Here is a 15,972-nt window from a genome sequence, read left to right as displayed (position 1 = left end):
AGCGCTCCGGCTGCACCCTCGCTACTCAGCACGCTTCGCAGGAAAAACCTTTGATTTCTACAGCTAACATCACCATGCAGTTCGGCGCCAAGCCGCTGTTTGAAAACGTTTCGGTCAAATTCAACGGCGGCAACCGCTACGGCCTGATCGGCGCCAACGGTTGCGGCAAGTCGACCTTCATGAAGATCCTCGGCGGCGACCTCGAGCCGTCCGGCGGCCAGGTCATGCTGGAGCCGAATGTACGCCTGGGTAAATTGCGCCAGGATCAGTTCGCCTACGAAGAATTCACCGTGATCGACACGGTGATCATGGGTCACGAAGAGCTGTGGAAGGTCAAGGCCGAGCGCGATCGCATCTACTCGCTGCCGGAAATGAGCGAAGAAGACGGCATGGCCGTGGCCGAGCTGGAAACCGAGTTCGCCGAGATGGACGGCTATACGGCCGAATCCCGCGCCGGTGAACTGCTGCTTGGTCTGGGTATTCCGCTGGAACAGCATTTCGGCCCGATGACCGAAGTCGCGCCGGGCTGGAAACTCCGCGTTCTGTTGGCTCAGGCACTGTTCTCCGATCCGGAAGTGCTGCTGCTCGACGAACCGACCAACCACCTGGACATCAACACCATCCGCTGGCTGGAAACGATTTTGACGGCGCGTAACAGCACCATGATCATCATTTCCCACGACCGTCACTTCCTGAACAGCGTCTGCACCCACATGGCCGACCTGGACTACGGCGAGCTGCGTCTGTTCCCGGGCAACTACGACGAGTACATGACCGCGGCGACTCAGTCCCGCGAGCAACTGCTGTCGGACAACGCCAAGAAGAAAGCCCAGATTGCCGAACTGCAAACGTTCGTCAGCCGCTTCTCGGCCAACGCCTCGAAAGCCAAGCAGGCCACTTCCCGCGCCAAGCAGATCGACAAGATCCAGCTGGCCGAAGTCAAGCCATCGAGCCGCGTGAGCCCGTTCATCCGTTTCGAACAGACCAAGAAGCTGCACCGCCAGGCCGTGACCATCGAGCAGATGTCCAAGGGCTTCGACGGCAAGACCCTGTTCAAGAACTTCAGTTTCACCGTTGAAGCCGGCGAGCGCGTAGCCATCATCGGCCCGAACGGTATCGGCAAGACCACCCTACTGCGCACGCTGATGGGCGAACTGACCCCGGACGCAGGTTCGGTGAAGTGGACCGAAAGCGCGGAGCTGGGCTACTACGCTCAGGACCACGCCCACGATTTCGAAGACGACGTCAGCCTGTTCGACTGGATGGGTCAGTGGACTCAGGGCGAGCAAGTGATCCGTGGCACCCTGGGTCGCATGCTGTTCTCCAACGACGAAATCCTCAAGTCGGTGAAGGTGATTTCCGGTGGTGAGCAAGGTCGCATGCTGTTCGGCAAGCTGATCCTGCAAAAGCCGAACGTGCTGGTGATGGACGAACCGACCAACCACCTGGACATGGAATCGATCGAGGCGCTGAACCTGGCGCTGGAAAACTACCCGGGCACGTTGATTTTCGTCAGCCACGACCGTGAGTTCGTATCGTCCCTGGCCACCCGCATCATCGAGCTGAGCCCGAACGGTGTGACCGACTTCAGCGGCACCTACGACGACTACCTGCGCAGCCAAGGCGTGGTGTTCTAAGTCGAATCGAGCGGTAAACAGAAAGCCCTGTCCTTGTGACAGGGCTTTTTTTTCGTCGAGGAAAAGATCGTTAGCCTGCTTCCTTTTAATCCAGCGCCACGCCATGATGCGGACTCTCCCACCGCCGCCCGCGAACGAGTCCTCATGTCTGCGCAGCAACAGCCACCGCAAAGCTCCATGGCGATCACCCTGCAGATCGTCTCCATCGTTTTCTATACCTTTATTGCCTTCCTCTGCATCGGCCTGCCGATTGCGGTGCTGCCCGGCTACGTGCACGAACAATTGGGTTTCAGTGCCGTGATCGCGGGGCTGGTGATCGGTTCGCAATACCTGGCTACCCTGCTCAGCCGGCCAATGGCCGGGCGCATGTCGGACACCATCGGCACCAAACGGGCGATTGTTTATGGTTTGTCGGGGATTGTGCTCAGCGGTGTGCTGACGCTGGTTTCGACGCTGTTGCAGAGCTTGCCGCTGTTGAGCCTGTCGATCCTGATTGTCGGGCGCCTGTTGCTGGGGATTGCCCAGGGCCTGATCGGCGTCGGCACCATCAGTTGGTGCATGGGCCAGGTCGGTGCCGAACACACCGCGCGCTCGATTTCGTGGAACGGCATCGCGTCCTATGGCGCGATTGCCATTGGCGCGCCGTTGGGCGTGGTGATGGTCGCCAACTACGGCTTCGAAAGCCTTGGCATTGCGCTGTCGCTACTCGCGGCCGGCGCCTTGCTGCTGATCCGCAATAAGCCCTCGGTGCCGGTGGTACGCGGTGAACGCCTGCCGTTCTGGGCGGTGCTCGGACGGATTGCGCCGTTCGGCGCCAGTCTGAGCCTGGCGTCGATTGGCTATGGCACGCTGACCACCTTCATCACCCTGTATTACCTCAATCGCGGCTGGAGCGGCGCTGCGTATTGCCTGACGGTGTTCGGTGTGTGTTTCATCCTTTCGCGGCTGCTGTTCATTTCCGCCATCGGCCGTTTTGGCGGATTCACCTCGGCGATTGCCTGCATGACCATCGAAACTGTCGGCCTGGTCATGCTGTGGCTGGCGCCCTCGACCGCGTATGCCTTGGTCGGCGCCGGTCTGGCCGGGTTCGGCCTGTCGCTGGTATACCCCGCGCTGGGCGTCGAGGCGATCAAGCAGGTGCCCAACTCCAGTCGTGGTGCCGGGTTGAGTGCTTATGCGGTGTTTTTCGATCTGGCGCTGGCGATTGCCGGCCCGTTGATGGGCGCGGTGGCGTTGAACCTGGGCTATTCGTGGATTTTCTTCAGTGCGGCCGTGCTGTCCGTGACCGGACTGGCGTTGACCTTGCTGCTCAAGCGCCGGGCCATGGCGTAAACGCTCACTGATCCGCCGTCTGCATCCCCGCGCGGGTCGGCCTGCCCAAGGCATGGGAGAAGAACCGTCCGGCCTCGGAAATCAGGTTGCGGTGGATGTCTTCTCGATCGACCCCGTCCGCGTCGGTGCACAGCGCCGGCATCGCCCGGATCTGCTCTTCATTGCATGGCGCCATGAACACGAAGTGCCCTGCCCCGGCCAGCAATTTAAAGTCGGGTGCGGTCGGCAGCTTGCGCGCCAGGGCCGCAGCGTTTTTATCGAAGGCCACCAGTTTGTCGCCATCACCGCTGTAGAGCAGCACCGGCACATGCACATCAGCCAAAGTGTGACGACCAAACTTCAGGCTCAGCGGCGCCATCAGCAGCAACGCATGCACGCGCGGATCGGCCACCGGTTGCAGATCGTCGCGGTCGACAATCAGCTCGCCCTGGGTGTTGCAGGCGTCGCGGTCGTCCGGGCGCTCCTGGCAGTAGCGGCGCAGGCGATCCAGATCCGGCTGCGCGCCGGACAGAATCAACGCCGTTTCGCCGCCCGCCGAATAGCCGATTACGCCAACCTGCTCGGCGTTCACGTACGGCGCGAGCATGCGGTCGCCCAGCGTGGCGGTAATGGCTTCGGAAATCTGGATCGGCCGGCCGTAGAGATTGCTCAACGTGCCGAGGCGGCTGTGATCCTTGGAGTTATCGCCGGGGTGAATCACCGCCACCACCACGAACCCCTTGCGTGCCAGTGACGTAGCCAGGTCGTGCAGCGCCAGCGGCGTGCCGGTGTTGCCGTGAGAGAGCATCAGCATGGGGAAACGGCCGATGGCGACTTTGGTGTCTTCGCCGGCCTCGACCGAATAACCTTCGAGCAGGCTCAGGTGTTCGCGGTCGCTGGAGGGATAGAACGCGATGGCGCGCATCGGTTGCAGGTCGAGCGGATCGAGGAATGTCATCTCGTGATAGCCGACGCTCCAGCGCGGGTGCTGCCCGGGCGCAGCGTGCACTGAATTCAGGCTGCCGAGCAGGCAAATCAGTAACGCTGCACAAAGACGCATCATGGGATGCCCCACCCTGTTGTTACTCAATCGAAAGATCCGTTGTGTTCGACGCCCGAAATTCCGAAATTCGGTAACCCGGCGCGGCGTTGCACTCAGACGTTGATCATCAGACTGCATAACCCGGGCCAGATTATGTAACAGTCAGAAACAAAAAACTCCGTATCTGGCCCTTGCGGAACCAGAATACAGAGTTTTTGGAGATTTGCCTGAACAGGAGCTGTTCTTTACGCAAGCCTTACGCGGCGGCGAACAGCTGCTCGCTGATCTTCGCTTGCGCGGCGCTCATGGCGTTGTTGCGCACTTCTTCGCCGTAGGCCAGGCCTTCGGCACGCACGACTTCGATGTCGGTGATGCCGAGGAAGCCAAAGACCAGTTTCAGGTAGTCTTCGTGCGCCACGCCCGAAGCTTGACCGGCGTGGATGCCGCCAGCGGTGGAAACGATCACTACTTTCTTGCCGCCGCACAGGCCTTCAGGGCCGGCTTCGGTGTAACGGAAGGTCTGGCCGGCGACGGCGATGCGGTCGATCCAGGCTTTGAGCTGGGTCGGCACGGTGAAGTTGTACATCGGTGCAGCGACGACGATGGCGTCAGCGGCGATGAATTCGGCCAGGGTGGTGGCGCTCAGTTCGGCTTCGTGCTGTTGTGCGGCGTTGCGCAGTTCAGCGGTGGTGCCGGCGGCAACCAGGGTGGTCGACGAGAAGTGGCTGATGGCATCAGCGGCCAGATCGCGGTAGGTCACGACAGCGCTTGGCTCGGCGGCTTGCCAGGCTTTAGTGACTTGACTGCTCAGCTGACGGGAAGCGGAGTTGTCGCCCAGAATGCTCGAATCGATGTGCAGCAGTTTCATGTGGAATCTCCTGGAATGAATCGCCGGTGGCGACGGAATGGAGACAATCCTACCGACGAAACCAATAGCTGATTAGACGGCAACAATGCGATAGTTTGTCCCACTGATAGAACAGTCGGGTTTCTCCATGCAAGACCTCAACGATCTCTACTATTTCGCCAAAGTGGTCGAGGCTGGCGGTTTCGCCGCCGCCGGCCGCTTGCTCGGCATTCCCAAGTCACGCCTGTCGCGGCGCATCGCCGAGCTGGAAGAACGCCTTGGCGCACGTTTGCTGCAACGCACCACCCGCCAATTGAAGCTGACGGCGGTCGGCGAACGCTATCTGCGTCACTGTCAGGCCATGCTGCTGGAAGCGGAAATGGCCGATGAAACAGTGGCCAGCATGTCCAGCGAGCCTCGCGGACGCTTGCGGGTTTCCAGCCCCACGGGGCTGGCCCATGAAATGCTCCCGGTGGTGATCAGCAATTTCCTTGGCAAATACCCTCAGGTGCAGCTGGAAGTCACCCTGATCAATCGACGGGTCGACCTGATCACCGAAGGCATCGACGTGGCCCTGCGCGTGCGCGAACACGGCGATGAAGAACCGATGCTGGTGACCCGCCGCCTGCGTCAGGCGCAGATGGTGGTGGTCGCAAGCCCTTCCTTTATGCAGGGCGTGGAAATCAATCATCCGCAGGACCTGAAGAACCTGCCGGTGCTGGGCGCTCTGGAAGCCGATCGCATGGTGCATGTGCGCCTGCTCGATCAGCACGGCAAGAGTTGCGATCTGGCGCTGGAAGCCCGGCTGGGCATCGACGATTTCATCGTGCGCAAGGCCTGTGTGCTGGCCGGCCAGGGTTTCACCCTGCTGCCGATGATGTATTGCGAAACGGAACTGAACAACGGCACGCTGGTGCAGTTGTTGCCGGACTGGTCACTGCCCGGCGGCTGGCTGCAAGCGGTGTATCCGCATCGGCGCGGGGTGATGCCGGCGGTGCGCGCGTGGATCGATCATCTGGTCGAATCGTTCAATGCCTGTGGAGAACGGCTGTTATGAAACAAGGAAAGATGAGCGAACAGGATGTCGCGGACTTCTGCCTGGCCCTGCCCGGTGCCAGGGAAGACTACAAATGGGGTGGCGTGCGAGTGTTTTCGATTGCCGGCAACAAGATGTTCGCCTTGCAGGGACTGCGCGGTGATTCGCTGGCGTTCAAGGTCGACAAGGACCTGTTTCTTGGTCATTGCGACCGGCCGGGCATTCACCCGGCGCCGTATCTGGCCCGGGCGCAATGGATCATCATGCACCCGCCCTACCCGCTGGGCGCCGATGAACTGCAAGGGTTGCTGCAGCGTTCCCATCAACTGGTGGTGAGCAAGCTGCCCAAGCGCGTGCAGGTCGGGCTGCTGCTTTAGAACAACGCCAGGAGGTTCGAACCGAGAAACAACTGATCGATCCAGAACACCTGATGCAAAGCCACAATCATCCAGAACAACACCTGAAACGACACCTTGCGCGTCTTGTGCCGGAAGACCTGCTGGGCGATCAACGCGCCCGGCCAGCCTCCCGCCAGTTCCACCGCGTGCAGGATGTTTTCCGGTGTGCGCCAGGCGTCGGCCTGGGCCTTGCGCTTGTCCGCCCAGTACAGGAAAAACGCCAGCACGCTGACCAGCCCGTAGGCCGTCAGCGGTACCAGGGAAATCCCGCGCAGCCACATCGACAACGAGCCGAACAGTGGCAGCGCGCAGACGATCAGCAGCACCACCAGTTTCAATTTCAAGTGCTGGATATTGCCACCGGAAGGACCGCGATCCGGGCGGCGTGCGCGGGAATCACTCATGGCTTGGCTGCCGTCCAGTCGACCCAGCCGAACTGCCACGTTGCCAGAATCACCAGACCGAAGACGATCCGGTACCAGGCAAACGCCGCGTAGCTATGGCTGCCGATGAACTTGAGCAGGCCGCGCACCGCGATCATGGCGAAGATGAACGCGGTGACGAAACCGATGGCGAATACCGGGAAATCCGCCGGTACGAACAGGTCGCGATACTTGTAGCCCGAATACACCGCCGCACCGACCATGGTCGGCATCGCCAGGAAGAACGAGAACTCGGTGGCGGTCTTGCGCGACAGGCCGAACAACAGGCCGCCGATGATGGTCGAGCCGGAGCGCGAAGTGCCGGGGATCATCGCCAGGCACTGGGCGAAGCCGATCTTCAGCGCATCCGTCCAGCGAATCTCGTCGACCGTTTCGGCGTGCACTTCATGCTGACGCTGCTCGGCCCACAACATCACGATGCCGCCCACCACCAGCGCGGCGGCCACGGTGATCGGGTTGAACAGGTAGTGGTGAATCAAGTCGGCGAAGACCACACCCAGCACCACGGCGGGCAGGAAGGCGATCAGCAGGTTGGCGGTGAAACGCCGCGCACTCGGCTGGGTCGGCAGGCCAATGACCACGTCGAGAATCTTGCGCCGGAATTCCCAGACCACCGCGAGAATCGCACCAAGCTGGATGATGATGTTGAACGCCATGGCCCGCTCGCCTCCGAAATCGAGCAAGTCGGCAACAATGATCTGGTGTCCTGTACTGGAAATGGGCAAAAACTCCGTCAGCCCCTCTACAACTCCTAGAATCAGTGCCTGCAAGGCCGTCCAAAGATCCATCAATCCCCCAGAGAGCGATGCACAGAGGCATGCCCCGATAGTATTTTTTACGTTCACTGCGTTCAGCGTAGCTGGTTAAAGCTGTACCGATTCCGCGCGCACAGGATCCACACGAAACAGTCAAAATTCCGTGAAAAATCAATTTCGATTCAGGTTTTCACGCGCGGGGCCGAAATCCTAACAGACAAGCCGTAATAGCGCTGCCGCGTTCTACGACTTGGGTCGCGTATGCCCGGTCACCGAAACGTGGTTGGATGCTGGCGGTGGTTTATTACAAGAAAAAGAATCCGGAGTGACAGCGTTATGAACAGCTTGCGCAGTGTGTCGATCAGCCGACGCTTGTGGCTCATCTTGATTGTGGCCGTGGTCATGCTGTTGACGTTGGGCGTGTTGATGCTCAAGCAGATCCATGATGACCTCTACCACGCCAAGGCCCAGAAAACCCAGCATGTGGTGCAGACCGCCAGCGGTTTGCTGACTTACTACCAGGGCCTCGAAGCCGCAGGAACCCTGACCCGCGATGTGGCACAGAAACAGGCGCTGACCGCGATCCGTGGCCTGCGCTATGACCAGAACGACTATTTCTGGATCAACGACCTCACGCCCGTGATGGTCATGCACCCGACCAATCCCAAGCTCGAAGGCCAGAACCTCTCGGCGATCCGCGACCCGGACGGCTTTGCGGTGTTCAACGAAATGGTCGCCATCGCCAAGGCCAAGGGCGCCGGCATGGTCGACTATCGCTGGCCCAAGCCCGGTGCCAGTGAACCGGTGGCCAAGACCTCTTACGTGAAATTGTTCGAGCCATGGGGCTGGGTCATCGGTTCGGGCGTGTACGTCGACGACGTGCAGGCCGAGTTCCAGGATCAGGTGATCAAGGCATCCGTGGTCGGACTGGTCATCGCGGTGATCATGGCGCTGCTGGTGATTCTGATTGCCCGCAGCATCGTTCGTCCATTGCAGGAAACCGTGAACGCCATGGCCAACATCGCCAGCGGCGAAAGCGATCTGACCCGCAGCCTCGACACCCACGGCCAGGACGAAGTCACTCAGTTGGCGCATCACTTCAATGCCTTCACCGCCAAACTGCGCCGGGTGATCGGGGACTTGCAGCTATCCGCCAGTGCATTGGGCCAATCGTCCAGCGAGCTGGGCAACGATGCTGCGCAGGCTCAGCAACGCAGCCAGCAGCAGTCGCAGCAGATGGAGCTGGTAGCCACTGCCGTCAACGAAGTGACCTACGGCGTACAGGACGTGGCGAAGAACGCCGAACACGCCGCCAGCGAAATGCGTGACGCCGAAGCCCAGGCCCAGCAGGGCCAGATCAACATCGACGGCAGCCTGCAACAGATCGACAAGCTCTCCGGCACCATCGATCAAGCGGTGGAAGTCATCCGCACGCTGGCGACTGAAAGCACACAGATCGGCAGCGTGCTGGAGGTGATCCGCTCGATTGCCGAGCAGACCAACCTGCTGGCCCTCAACGCCGCGATTGAAGCGGCTCGGGCCGGCGAACAGGGTCGCGGGTTTGCAGTGGTGGCCGACGAAGTGCGTTTGCTGGCGCAGCGCACGCAGAAGTCCACGGCAGAAATCCAGACGATGATCGAACGCCTGCAAAACCACTCCGAAGCCGCCGTAAAGGTGATCGGCGACAGCAGCAAGGCTTCGCAGCTGACAATCGAACAGGCCGGCCTGGCCAGCGCCAGCCTGAATGCGATCGGCCAGGCCCTGCGTAACCTCAATGGCCTGAACGCCTCGATTGCCAGCGCAACGCTGCAACAGGCGCATGTGGTCGAGGACATCAATCAGAACGTCACCCAAGCGGCGGGCCTGTCCCACAGCACCGCGCTGGCGGCCGAGCAGTCGAGCCTGGCGAGTGTGAAACTCGGCCAGCTCAGCGAACAACTGAACGGGCTGCTGCGCCAGTTCCGCGTCTGATCCCTGCAACAGGTGGGAACTCGTTTCCCACCTGTTTTTCGGTACAATCCGCTCCCTTCCCAACTCCCCCAAGGATCCTGCATGTCCGGGCTAGAACTGTTTGCCGCCGCCCTCGGCGTGATCGCCGTGTGGCTCACGGTCAAACAGAATCCGTGGTGCTGGCCGATCGGACTGGTCATGGTGTCGCTCTACACCTGGGTTTTCCTCGAGGTGAAACTGTATTCGGACATGCTGCTGCAGGTCGTGTATGCCGGGCTGCAAATCTATGGCTGGTGGCAATGGACGCGGGCCGGGACGATGCATGACGGGCGTGAAGTCAGCCGGCTCGACAGCCGCTCGCTGGTGCAGGGGCTGGCCATCGGTGCGGTGGGCAGTCTGCTGCTGGGCGCGGCCATGGCCCATTGGACCGACGCGGCGCAACCATGGCTCGACGCAGCGCTGACCGGTTTCAGCCTGGTCGCGCAATTCTGGATGGCCCACAAACGCCTGCAATGCTGGGCACTGTGGTTCGTGCTGGATGTGATCTTCGTCGGACTGTTCCTCTATAAAGGGCTGTACCTCACGGCGGCGCTGTATGCCCTGTTCACCCTGATCGCGGTGCAAGGCTGGCGCGAATGGCGTGCCGATCCGGCGTTGCAACGATGAAAGTGATTGTCCTGACCGGTCCCGAGTCTACGGGCAAGAGCTGGCTGGCGGCCGGGATTCAACAGCAGTTCGGCGGTTTGCGGGTGGACGAATATGTGCGCTGGTTCATCGAGCAGAACCCTCGGGATACCTGCCTGGCCGACGTCCCCGAGATCGCGCGCGGCCAGTTGCAATGGGAAGACGCAGCACGCGCGCAGCAGCCGCGCCTGTTGATTCTCGACACGCATCTGCTGAGCAACATGCTGTGGAGCCGGACGTTATTCGGCGAGTGCCCGCCCTGGCTGGAAACCGAGTTGCTGGCCCGTCATTACGACCTGCACCTGCTCCTGTCCCCGGAGCAGATCGAATGGACGGACGACGGTCAGCGCTGCCAGCCCGACTTGAGCGAACGACTCGCGTTCTATCAGGCGACCCGGACGTGGCTGGAAAACCATCACCAACCCTTGCAGATCATCAAGGGCGACTGGGCCGAACGCCAGCAGCGGGCCTTCGATGCGGTGCACACCTTGCTCGCGGACTGACCCGATTTGCGGGGCGTTTGACCCGCTGTATCCCCCTGCTTTGGGGGAAAAGTGTCCATTCCTGAAACACTCCTTCAGGTGCAAAGTGCCCGTCTCAAGGCCCTTCATCCCTTTGTCATCCGACTTGTTACGCCACTGAAACACCTGCGCGCAAACCCTTGGTCCAGAGCTTTGCACTGTCTTTAACGGGTTGCACAGGCAGTGTTTTGTTTCATCGATGAAACAGCTGTTGTATCAGCCCCACGCTCAATCCACTCAACACATTGAAACTCAAAGACATTTCAAAAGCGGCACAGCTTTCGCTCTCTCCTTCACAACGCTGAACAGGCTCAGCCCACTGAAGAAGGAATTGCCGCCGTGGGGAATATCAAAAAAGCCTTTACCTGCCTTCTGCTGATCGGATCAGCCGCCAGCCCGTTTCTCAGTTTCAACGTTCAGGCCGAAGGCAATGGCGTGATCGTGCTCAATCGTGATGTCCAGCCGATCCCGATCGGTCGCAGCGGTGGCAAAGACCCCTATCCCACCACCGTCAATGCCAACCCGTCTGCCCGCATCAATTCGACGCTCAGCAATACCGAACTCAGTGATGGTGACTTTGCCCGTGTAGCCAGCGGCTCTTCCATCCGCGGCAACATCAACACCCCCAGCTCAAACCTGCCCGGCATGAACAACCTGACCAACCAGAACGGCCTGCCCGGCATGAGCGGCGGTCATGGCGGCGGTGCCGGCAGCTCGATTTCCAATACCGTAAACCGCGCGATGAGTTCCGGTCTCGCTCCGTTGACCCGCATGGCTGGAGGCCAGTGACATGAATCGTTCCCTGCTCCTGCTTGCCCTGCTCGGTTGCTCCAGTGTGATGGCCGATCCCAGCGCTGTGAACAACGCGAACATTCAAGACTCCGGTGCTCAGTACCGCGGCAACTTCAACGTCAACCAGGCCGCTGGCGATCAGATGCAGCAGGCCAACGTCAAGGCGATCGCCATTGGCACCGAGTCCCACGCCAGGACCAGCGTGCAGCAGAAAATCGACACCCCCGCCGACCGCTCGATCAACGCGAGCGCCAACATTGGCGGCACCTCTTTCAGTAACGGCAACGGGATCCTTGGCGTGAACCAAGGCGCCGGGGCCAACAACCAGATGGCCAACGTCACGCGCGTCAGCATCAGTGCTGGCCCGCAGGCCGTTGACGATAGCGCCCTTTCCCAACAGAACGTGGCGTTGTTACCGAGCTCAGGAGCAACTGGCACCTCACCCGGCAGTCGCCAGGTCACGACAAGTGATCAGGCCTTCACCGGCAGCCGAGGGGTAATCCAGGTGAACCAGAGTGCCGGGGTGGGGAACCGAATGGCTAACACCCTGAGCATCCGGGTCGCTGACTGACCCAAACAACAAAAGCAGTGCAATTAGAAAGTACCAACACTTAACCAACTAATAAGCACGGAGAAACACCATGAAACCTACAATGGCCCTCAAACCACTGGTTTTCGCACTTGCAGCAGTGATGGCAATCGCAGCACAGGCAGGCGGTCGTGATGATGATCACGGTCATGGTAACGGGCACGGCAACGGTCATGGCAACCATGGTCCGAAAGGCCCAACCCTGGAACAACTGCTGCAAATTACCGCCGGCGCCGGCGCTGCAGTGCTCGATGCACAAAACAGCGATGGCAACGTGGTGAAAAACCAGGGCACCGTCAACAATGCCAACGCCAGTGACTCGCTCAATGGCTCCAACGGCAACATGGGCGCCAACGTTGCAGCCGGTGACGGCAACCAGCAAGACAACGCCGCCGCCCTGGCTACCGCCGACGAAAGCTTCATCTTCGGCACTGCTGTTGCTGCCTCGAGTGCCACTCAAGTCAACAACAACAACTATGTGAAAAACTCGTCCACCTTCAATAACGCCACGCTCAACAATGCAGGCAACAATGGTTCCGGCAACATCGGTATCAACGTGACCTCCGGCAACTTCAACCAACAGAAAAACAACCTGGCAATCGCCGTATCGGGTGGTCGTGTAGCCACTGCCGCTGCTGCTGCCAACCAGTCCTCCACTGGCCTGGTCGTCGACAACAAAGGCGTGCAGACCTACAAAAAAGACACCCTTACCGGTACCTTCGCAGCCGCTGGCGTGTTCAAGGCCAAAGGCACTGCGACCATCGAAGACGATGACCACCACGGTGGTTATGGCAATCGTGGCGGCGGCCACGGCGGCAACGATGACCAGAAAGCCAAGTTCGAAGCCGTGGGTACCTTTGGCCTCGCTGGCGTCACCACTCAGCAAGTGCTGACCAAAGATGGCTGGAAAGCACCTGTTGTGAACAATGCCAACATGACCAACTCGATGAACAACTTCTCCGGCAACGGCGGAGCCAACGTCTCGGCGGGTGTGGGCAACCAACAAAGCAACTCGCTGTCCATCGCTGCAGGTTGCAAAGCCTGCATGTAATCGCGATCGAAACGAAAGCCCCGGAAACGGGGCTTTTCCTCAGTCCGCAAAGGCGTATCGATCATGCGTAAGACTGCCCTCCTCGCTCTGCTTTGCTTCTGCGGCCTGACCCAGGCTGCCCAGATGCCTGTTGCTGCCCTGCCTGGCGGCACGCTCGTCTACAAGAACGTGCAAAGCATTCGTGAGCGCAAGTTTGCCGACATCGTCGAACAGAAAACCGACTTCAGTTGCGGCGCCGCTGCACTGGCAACGGTATTGCGCCAGGCTTATTGGCTCGACGTCGATGAAGAGCACATCATCAAAGGCATGCTGGTCAACGCTGACCAGGACCTTGTTCGTACTCAGGGTTTTTCCATGCTGGACATGAAGCGCTACATAGAAAGCATCGGCATGCGCGCCAGGGGCTACAAGATCCCACCGGAAAAACTCGACGCAGTGACGATCCCGGTGGTGGTACTGATGGAAATTCGCGGCTACAAGCATTTCGTGGTGATGCAGCGGGCGGACAAGGATTGGGTTTACATCGGAGACCCGGTTTTAGGACACAAACGCTACTCCCATGATGACTTTGTCAAAGGTTGGAACGGCATTGTCTTTGCCATCGTCGGCCCCGGATATGACAAGGCCAATGCCTTGCGCAGCCCTCCGGTACCGGTGACGGCCAAAAACAAGCTGGATGCCTTCAACCCGGTCAAAGATGCTGAATTGATGGACTTCGGGTTCATACAGAGCGACTTCTTTTAATCGCCGATTACAAGAGTGGGGCTGGATGTCCCGGGAGCAGCAGATGAAAACCTCATACTGGCTGGCCGCCGCCTGCCTGGCAGCGAGCGCGTCAGGCTATGCCAATGCAGGATTCAAACCCATCGAAATCAAGGACCAGGAGCTCGCAGAGCTACGCGGTCGTTATGTCATGCCGGGGCGGATCATCAGCTTCGGTGTCGTCATGAGCAGTACCTGGCGCAATGCCAGTGGAGATCTGATCGGGGCCTCGGCCACCATGCAATTGCAGGCCGCTTCGGTCAAACCTGAATTCTACGTCTCGACCATCAAGGAACACGGCAATGGCAGTACCCCGGAACTGGGGACTGGCTCGGTCGTGGGTGGCGCGGCACTCAACTCCAGCCAGGGCGTGACGCAGAGTGTGCGCGCCGCTGGCGACGGCAACGCCGCCTACAACAACGTTGCGATCAACGTCAAAGAAGCCAGCCAGGCACCTGCGCTGATGCCTGCACAAGGCCAGGCCTTGATGGCCGGCCAGACCATTTCCGGCAGCAATGGCGCCGGCAGTGTCGCGGTTTCGGCCACAGGGGGCGGTGTGCAAATGGCCATTCAGGCCTCCGGCAATCAGGGGACAGCCTTGCAACAGGTCGCCCAGGGCGGACTGCTGCAAAACACCCGTTTGCTCGGTAACGCAAACGTAGTCAACAACCTGACCCAACTCAACGTTGTCCTGAACAATAACGGCATGACTGCCGGCGCACTGGACTGCAACCTGACTCAACTCAGGGCACTACGCAACATCGGATATTGAACTACGCTGAGTCTCGATCATTGGGCTTAAAGGGACGGCTTATTCATGTATCGATCAGTATCACTGCGTGCTGCTGTATGTTTGAGTACTCTTCTACCCGCGGCAATGTTGCAAGCTGCACCCGACGCCGATGTAGAAGCCCTGAAACAGGAACTTCTGGAGCTTAAGCAACGATACGAAGTACAACAAAAAGCCCTGGCGGTACTCGAACAGCGGGTCCGCCAGGTTGAAGAACAGCCCGCCTCCCCACCCCCAAAACGCCTGGCCAAATCGCCTTCGGACATGAAAGGCAACCGGGTCGCCACCGGCACCGGGGCTGCAGCAGCGTCGGGGGGCGCCGCCGGGGGCAGCGGCGCATCCTACGGCCAGTCGCTGGCCGACGATTCGCAACCGGCACAGAGTGTGTCCAACCTGTACGACGAAGCCAGCGGTTTCTTCGGCGGCGGCAAATTCAGCTTTGAAACCGGCGTGACCTATTCACGCTATGACACCCGCCAGCTGATTCTCAACGGCTTCCTCGCCCTGGACTCGATTTTTCTCGGCAACATCAACCTCGACCGGATCAAGGCCGATACCTGGACGCTGGACCTGACGGGGCGCTACAACTTCGACAATCGCTGGCAGTTCGACCTGAACGTGCCGGTGGTCTACCGCGAATCGACCTATCAGTCCGGCGGCGGCAACGGCGGTGCATCCAACGTCACCACCGAACAGGACGTAAGCCGCGACCCGACTATCGGCGATGTCAACTTCGGCATTGCGTACAAGTTCCTGGACGAGTCGGTCAACACCCCGGACGCCGTGGTTTCCTTGCGGGTCAAGGCGCCTACCGGCAAGGATCCGTTCGGGATCAAGCTGCGCCAGACCGATGCCAACTCGAACCTGTTTGTGCCTGACACCCTGCCCACCGGCAACGGCGTCTGGTCGATCACCCCGGGCATCTCGCTGGTCAAGACGTTTGACCCGGCCGTGCTGTTCGGCAGCCTGTCCTACACCCATAACTTCGAGGAATCGTTCGACGACATCAGTTCGACCGTCAACCAGAAAAACCCGGGCAAGGTACGCATAGGCGACAGCTTCCAGATTGGCGCAGGTGTTGCCTTCGCACTGAACGAGAAGATGAGTATGTCGTTCTCCGTATCCGACCTGGTGCAACGCAAGAGCAAGCTGAAACAGGATGGCGGGGATTGGGAATCGGTGGTGTCCAGCGACGCCAACGCCGGTTACTTCAACGTCGGCATGACCATCGCGGCCACCGACAACCTGACCATCGTGCCCAACCTGTCCATCGGCATGACGGACGATGCCCCGGACTTCTCCTTCAGCCTGAAATTCCCGTACTACTTCTAAACCGCAACATCATGAAAAGGCCCGCTGCGACT

The 15,972-nt window shown here is 60.1% G+C and carries 17 protein-coding genes; 13 read left to right on the top strand and 4 right to left on the bottom strand.

The features are described from left to right. The first annotated feature begins 50 nt into the window (after nucleotides 1–50). On the top strand, nucleotides 51–1,637 hold the full coding sequence (locus CAF76_RS00900; RefSeq protein WP_039768209.1) for an ABC-F family ATPase: 1,587 nt from the start codon (nucleotides 51–53) through the stop codon (nucleotides 1,635–1,637). Nucleotides 1,638–1,781: 144 nt separating this feature from the next. Next, complete coding sequence (locus CAF76_RS00895) at nucleotides 1,782–2,969, top strand: MFS transporter (RefSeq protein WP_085646494.1); 1,188 nt, start codon at nucleotides 1,782–1,784, stop codon at nucleotides 2,967–2,969. A 4-nt stretch (nucleotides 2,970–2,973) separates the two neighbouring features. Here the strand turns inward: CAF76_RS00895 and CAF76_RS00890 are convergent, their stop codons facing one another. Next, the gene (locus tag CAF76_RS00890) at nucleotides 2,974–4,011 is read right to left on the bottom strand and encodes a dienelactone hydrolase (protein WP_011334022.1); all 1,038 of its coding nucleotides are present in this window, start codon (nucleotides 4,009–4,011) and stop codon (nucleotides 2,974–2,976) included. A 235-nt stretch (nucleotides 4,012–4,246) separates the two neighbouring features. Further along, nucleotides 4,247–4,858 (bottom strand): FMN-dependent NADH-azoreductase, encoded by a 612-nt coding sequence (locus CAF76_RS00885; RefSeq protein ID WP_039768205.1) that lies wholly within the window; start codon nucleotides 4,856–4,858, stop codon nucleotides 4,247–4,249. A 127-nt stretch (nucleotides 4,859–4,985) separates the two neighbouring features. Here CAF76_RS00885 and CAF76_RS00880 point away from each other — a divergent pair, with 127 nt between their 5' ends. Next, on the top strand, nucleotides 4,986–5,894 hold the full coding sequence (locus tag CAF76_RS00880; RefSeq protein WP_064596388.1) for a LysR substrate-binding domain-containing protein: 909 nt from the start codon (nucleotides 4,986–4,988) through the stop codon (nucleotides 5,892–5,894). Then, nucleotides 5,891–6,250 (top strand): MmcQ/YjbR family DNA-binding protein, encoded by a 360-nt coding sequence (locus tag CAF76_RS00875; protein ID WP_085646493.1) that lies wholly within the window; start codon nucleotides 5,891–5,893, stop codon nucleotides 6,248–6,250. Before CAF76_RS00880 ends, CAF76_RS00875 begins: the two co-directional genes overlap by 4 nt. Here CAF76_RS00875 and CAF76_RS00870 read toward each other — a convergent pair. Both CAF76_RS00870 and CAF76_RS00865 read right to left on the bottom strand, forming a co-directional pair. Continuing rightward, complete coding sequence (locus CAF76_RS00870) at nucleotides 6,247–6,675, bottom strand: DUF1294 domain-containing protein (protein WP_085646492.1); 429 nt, start codon at nucleotides 6,673–6,675, stop codon at nucleotides 6,247–6,249. The genes CAF76_RS00875 and CAF76_RS00870 overlap by 4 nt on opposite strands. Then, complete coding sequence (locus CAF76_RS00865; RefSeq protein ID WP_039768199.1) at nucleotides 6,672–7,502, bottom strand: undecaprenyl-diphosphate phosphatase; 831 nt, start codon at nucleotides 7,500–7,502, stop codon at nucleotides 6,672–6,674. The genes CAF76_RS00870 and CAF76_RS00865 overlap by 4 nt, the downstream gene beginning before the upstream one ends. A gap of 303 nt (nucleotides 7,503–7,805) precedes the next feature. Between CAF76_RS00865 and CAF76_RS00860 the strand changes: the two genes are divergently transcribed. From CAF76_RS00860 to CAF76_RS00820, 9 genes are all read left to right on the top strand, one after another. Further along, a complete protein-coding gene (locus tag CAF76_RS00860) occupies nucleotides 7,806–9,440 on the top strand; it encodes a methyl-accepting chemotaxis protein (RefSeq protein WP_085646491.1) in 1,635 nt (544 codons plus the stop codon). An 81-nt stretch (nucleotides 9,441–9,521) separates the two neighbouring features. Continuing rightward, a complete protein-coding gene (gene pnuC / locus CAF76_RS00855; protein ID WP_085646490.1) occupies nucleotides 9,522–10,085 on the top strand; it encodes a nicotinamide riboside transporter PnuC in 564 nt (187 codons plus the stop codon). After that, nucleotides 10,082–10,606 (top strand): AAA family ATPase, encoded by a 525-nt coding sequence (locus tag CAF76_RS00850; RefSeq protein WP_085646489.1) that lies wholly within the window; start codon nucleotides 10,082–10,084, stop codon nucleotides 10,604–10,606. Before pnuC ends, CAF76_RS00850 begins: the two co-directional genes overlap by 4 nt. 357 nt (nucleotides 10,607–10,963) lie before the next feature. Continuing rightward, nucleotides 10,964–11,413 (top strand): hypothetical protein, encoded by a 450-nt coding sequence (locus CAF76_RS00845; protein WP_064596378.1) that lies wholly within the window; start codon nucleotides 10,964–10,966, stop codon nucleotides 11,411–11,413. A 1-nt stretch (nucleotide 11,414) separates the two neighbouring features. Further along, a complete protein-coding gene (locus tag CAF76_RS00840) occupies nucleotides 11,415–11,987 on the top strand; it encodes a hypothetical protein (RefSeq protein ID WP_039768194.1) in 573 nt (190 codons plus the stop codon). Between the two features lie 70 nt (nucleotides 11,988–12,057). Beyond that, nucleotides 12,058–13,056 (top strand): hypothetical protein, encoded by a 999-nt coding sequence (locus CAF76_RS00835; protein WP_064596376.1) that lies wholly within the window; start codon nucleotides 12,058–12,060, stop codon nucleotides 13,054–13,056. Nucleotides 13,057–13,119: 63 nt separating this feature from the next. Then, nucleotides 13,120–13,800, top strand: coding sequence for a C39 family peptidase (locus CAF76_RS00830; protein WP_007957477.1), 681 nt, complete (start codon nucleotides 13,120–13,122; stop codon nucleotides 13,798–13,800). A gap of 43 nt (nucleotides 13,801–13,843) precedes the next feature. Further along, nucleotides 13,844–14,590, top strand: a complete 747-nt coding sequence (locus tag CAF76_RS00825) for a hypothetical protein (protein WP_085646488.1) — start codon at nucleotides 13,844–13,846, stop codon at nucleotides 14,588–14,590. Between the two features lie 45 nt (nucleotides 14,591–14,635). Beyond that, on the top strand, nucleotides 14,636–15,940 hold the full coding sequence (locus CAF76_RS00820) for a transporter (protein WP_085603928.1): 1,305 nt from the start codon (nucleotides 14,636–14,638) through the stop codon (nucleotides 15,938–15,940). The last annotated feature ends 32 nt before the right edge of the window (nucleotides 15,941–15,972 follow it).

It is taken from the genome of Pseudomonas sp. B40(2017), assembly GCF_002112855.1.
GTDB classification, from domain to species: Bacteria; Pseudomonadota; Gammaproteobacteria; order Pseudomonadales; family Pseudomonadaceae; genus Aquipseudomonas; species Aquipseudomonas pharyngis.
Note: the sequence above shows the minus strand (reverse complement) of the source record. Positions and strands in the feature narration are given on the sequence as shown.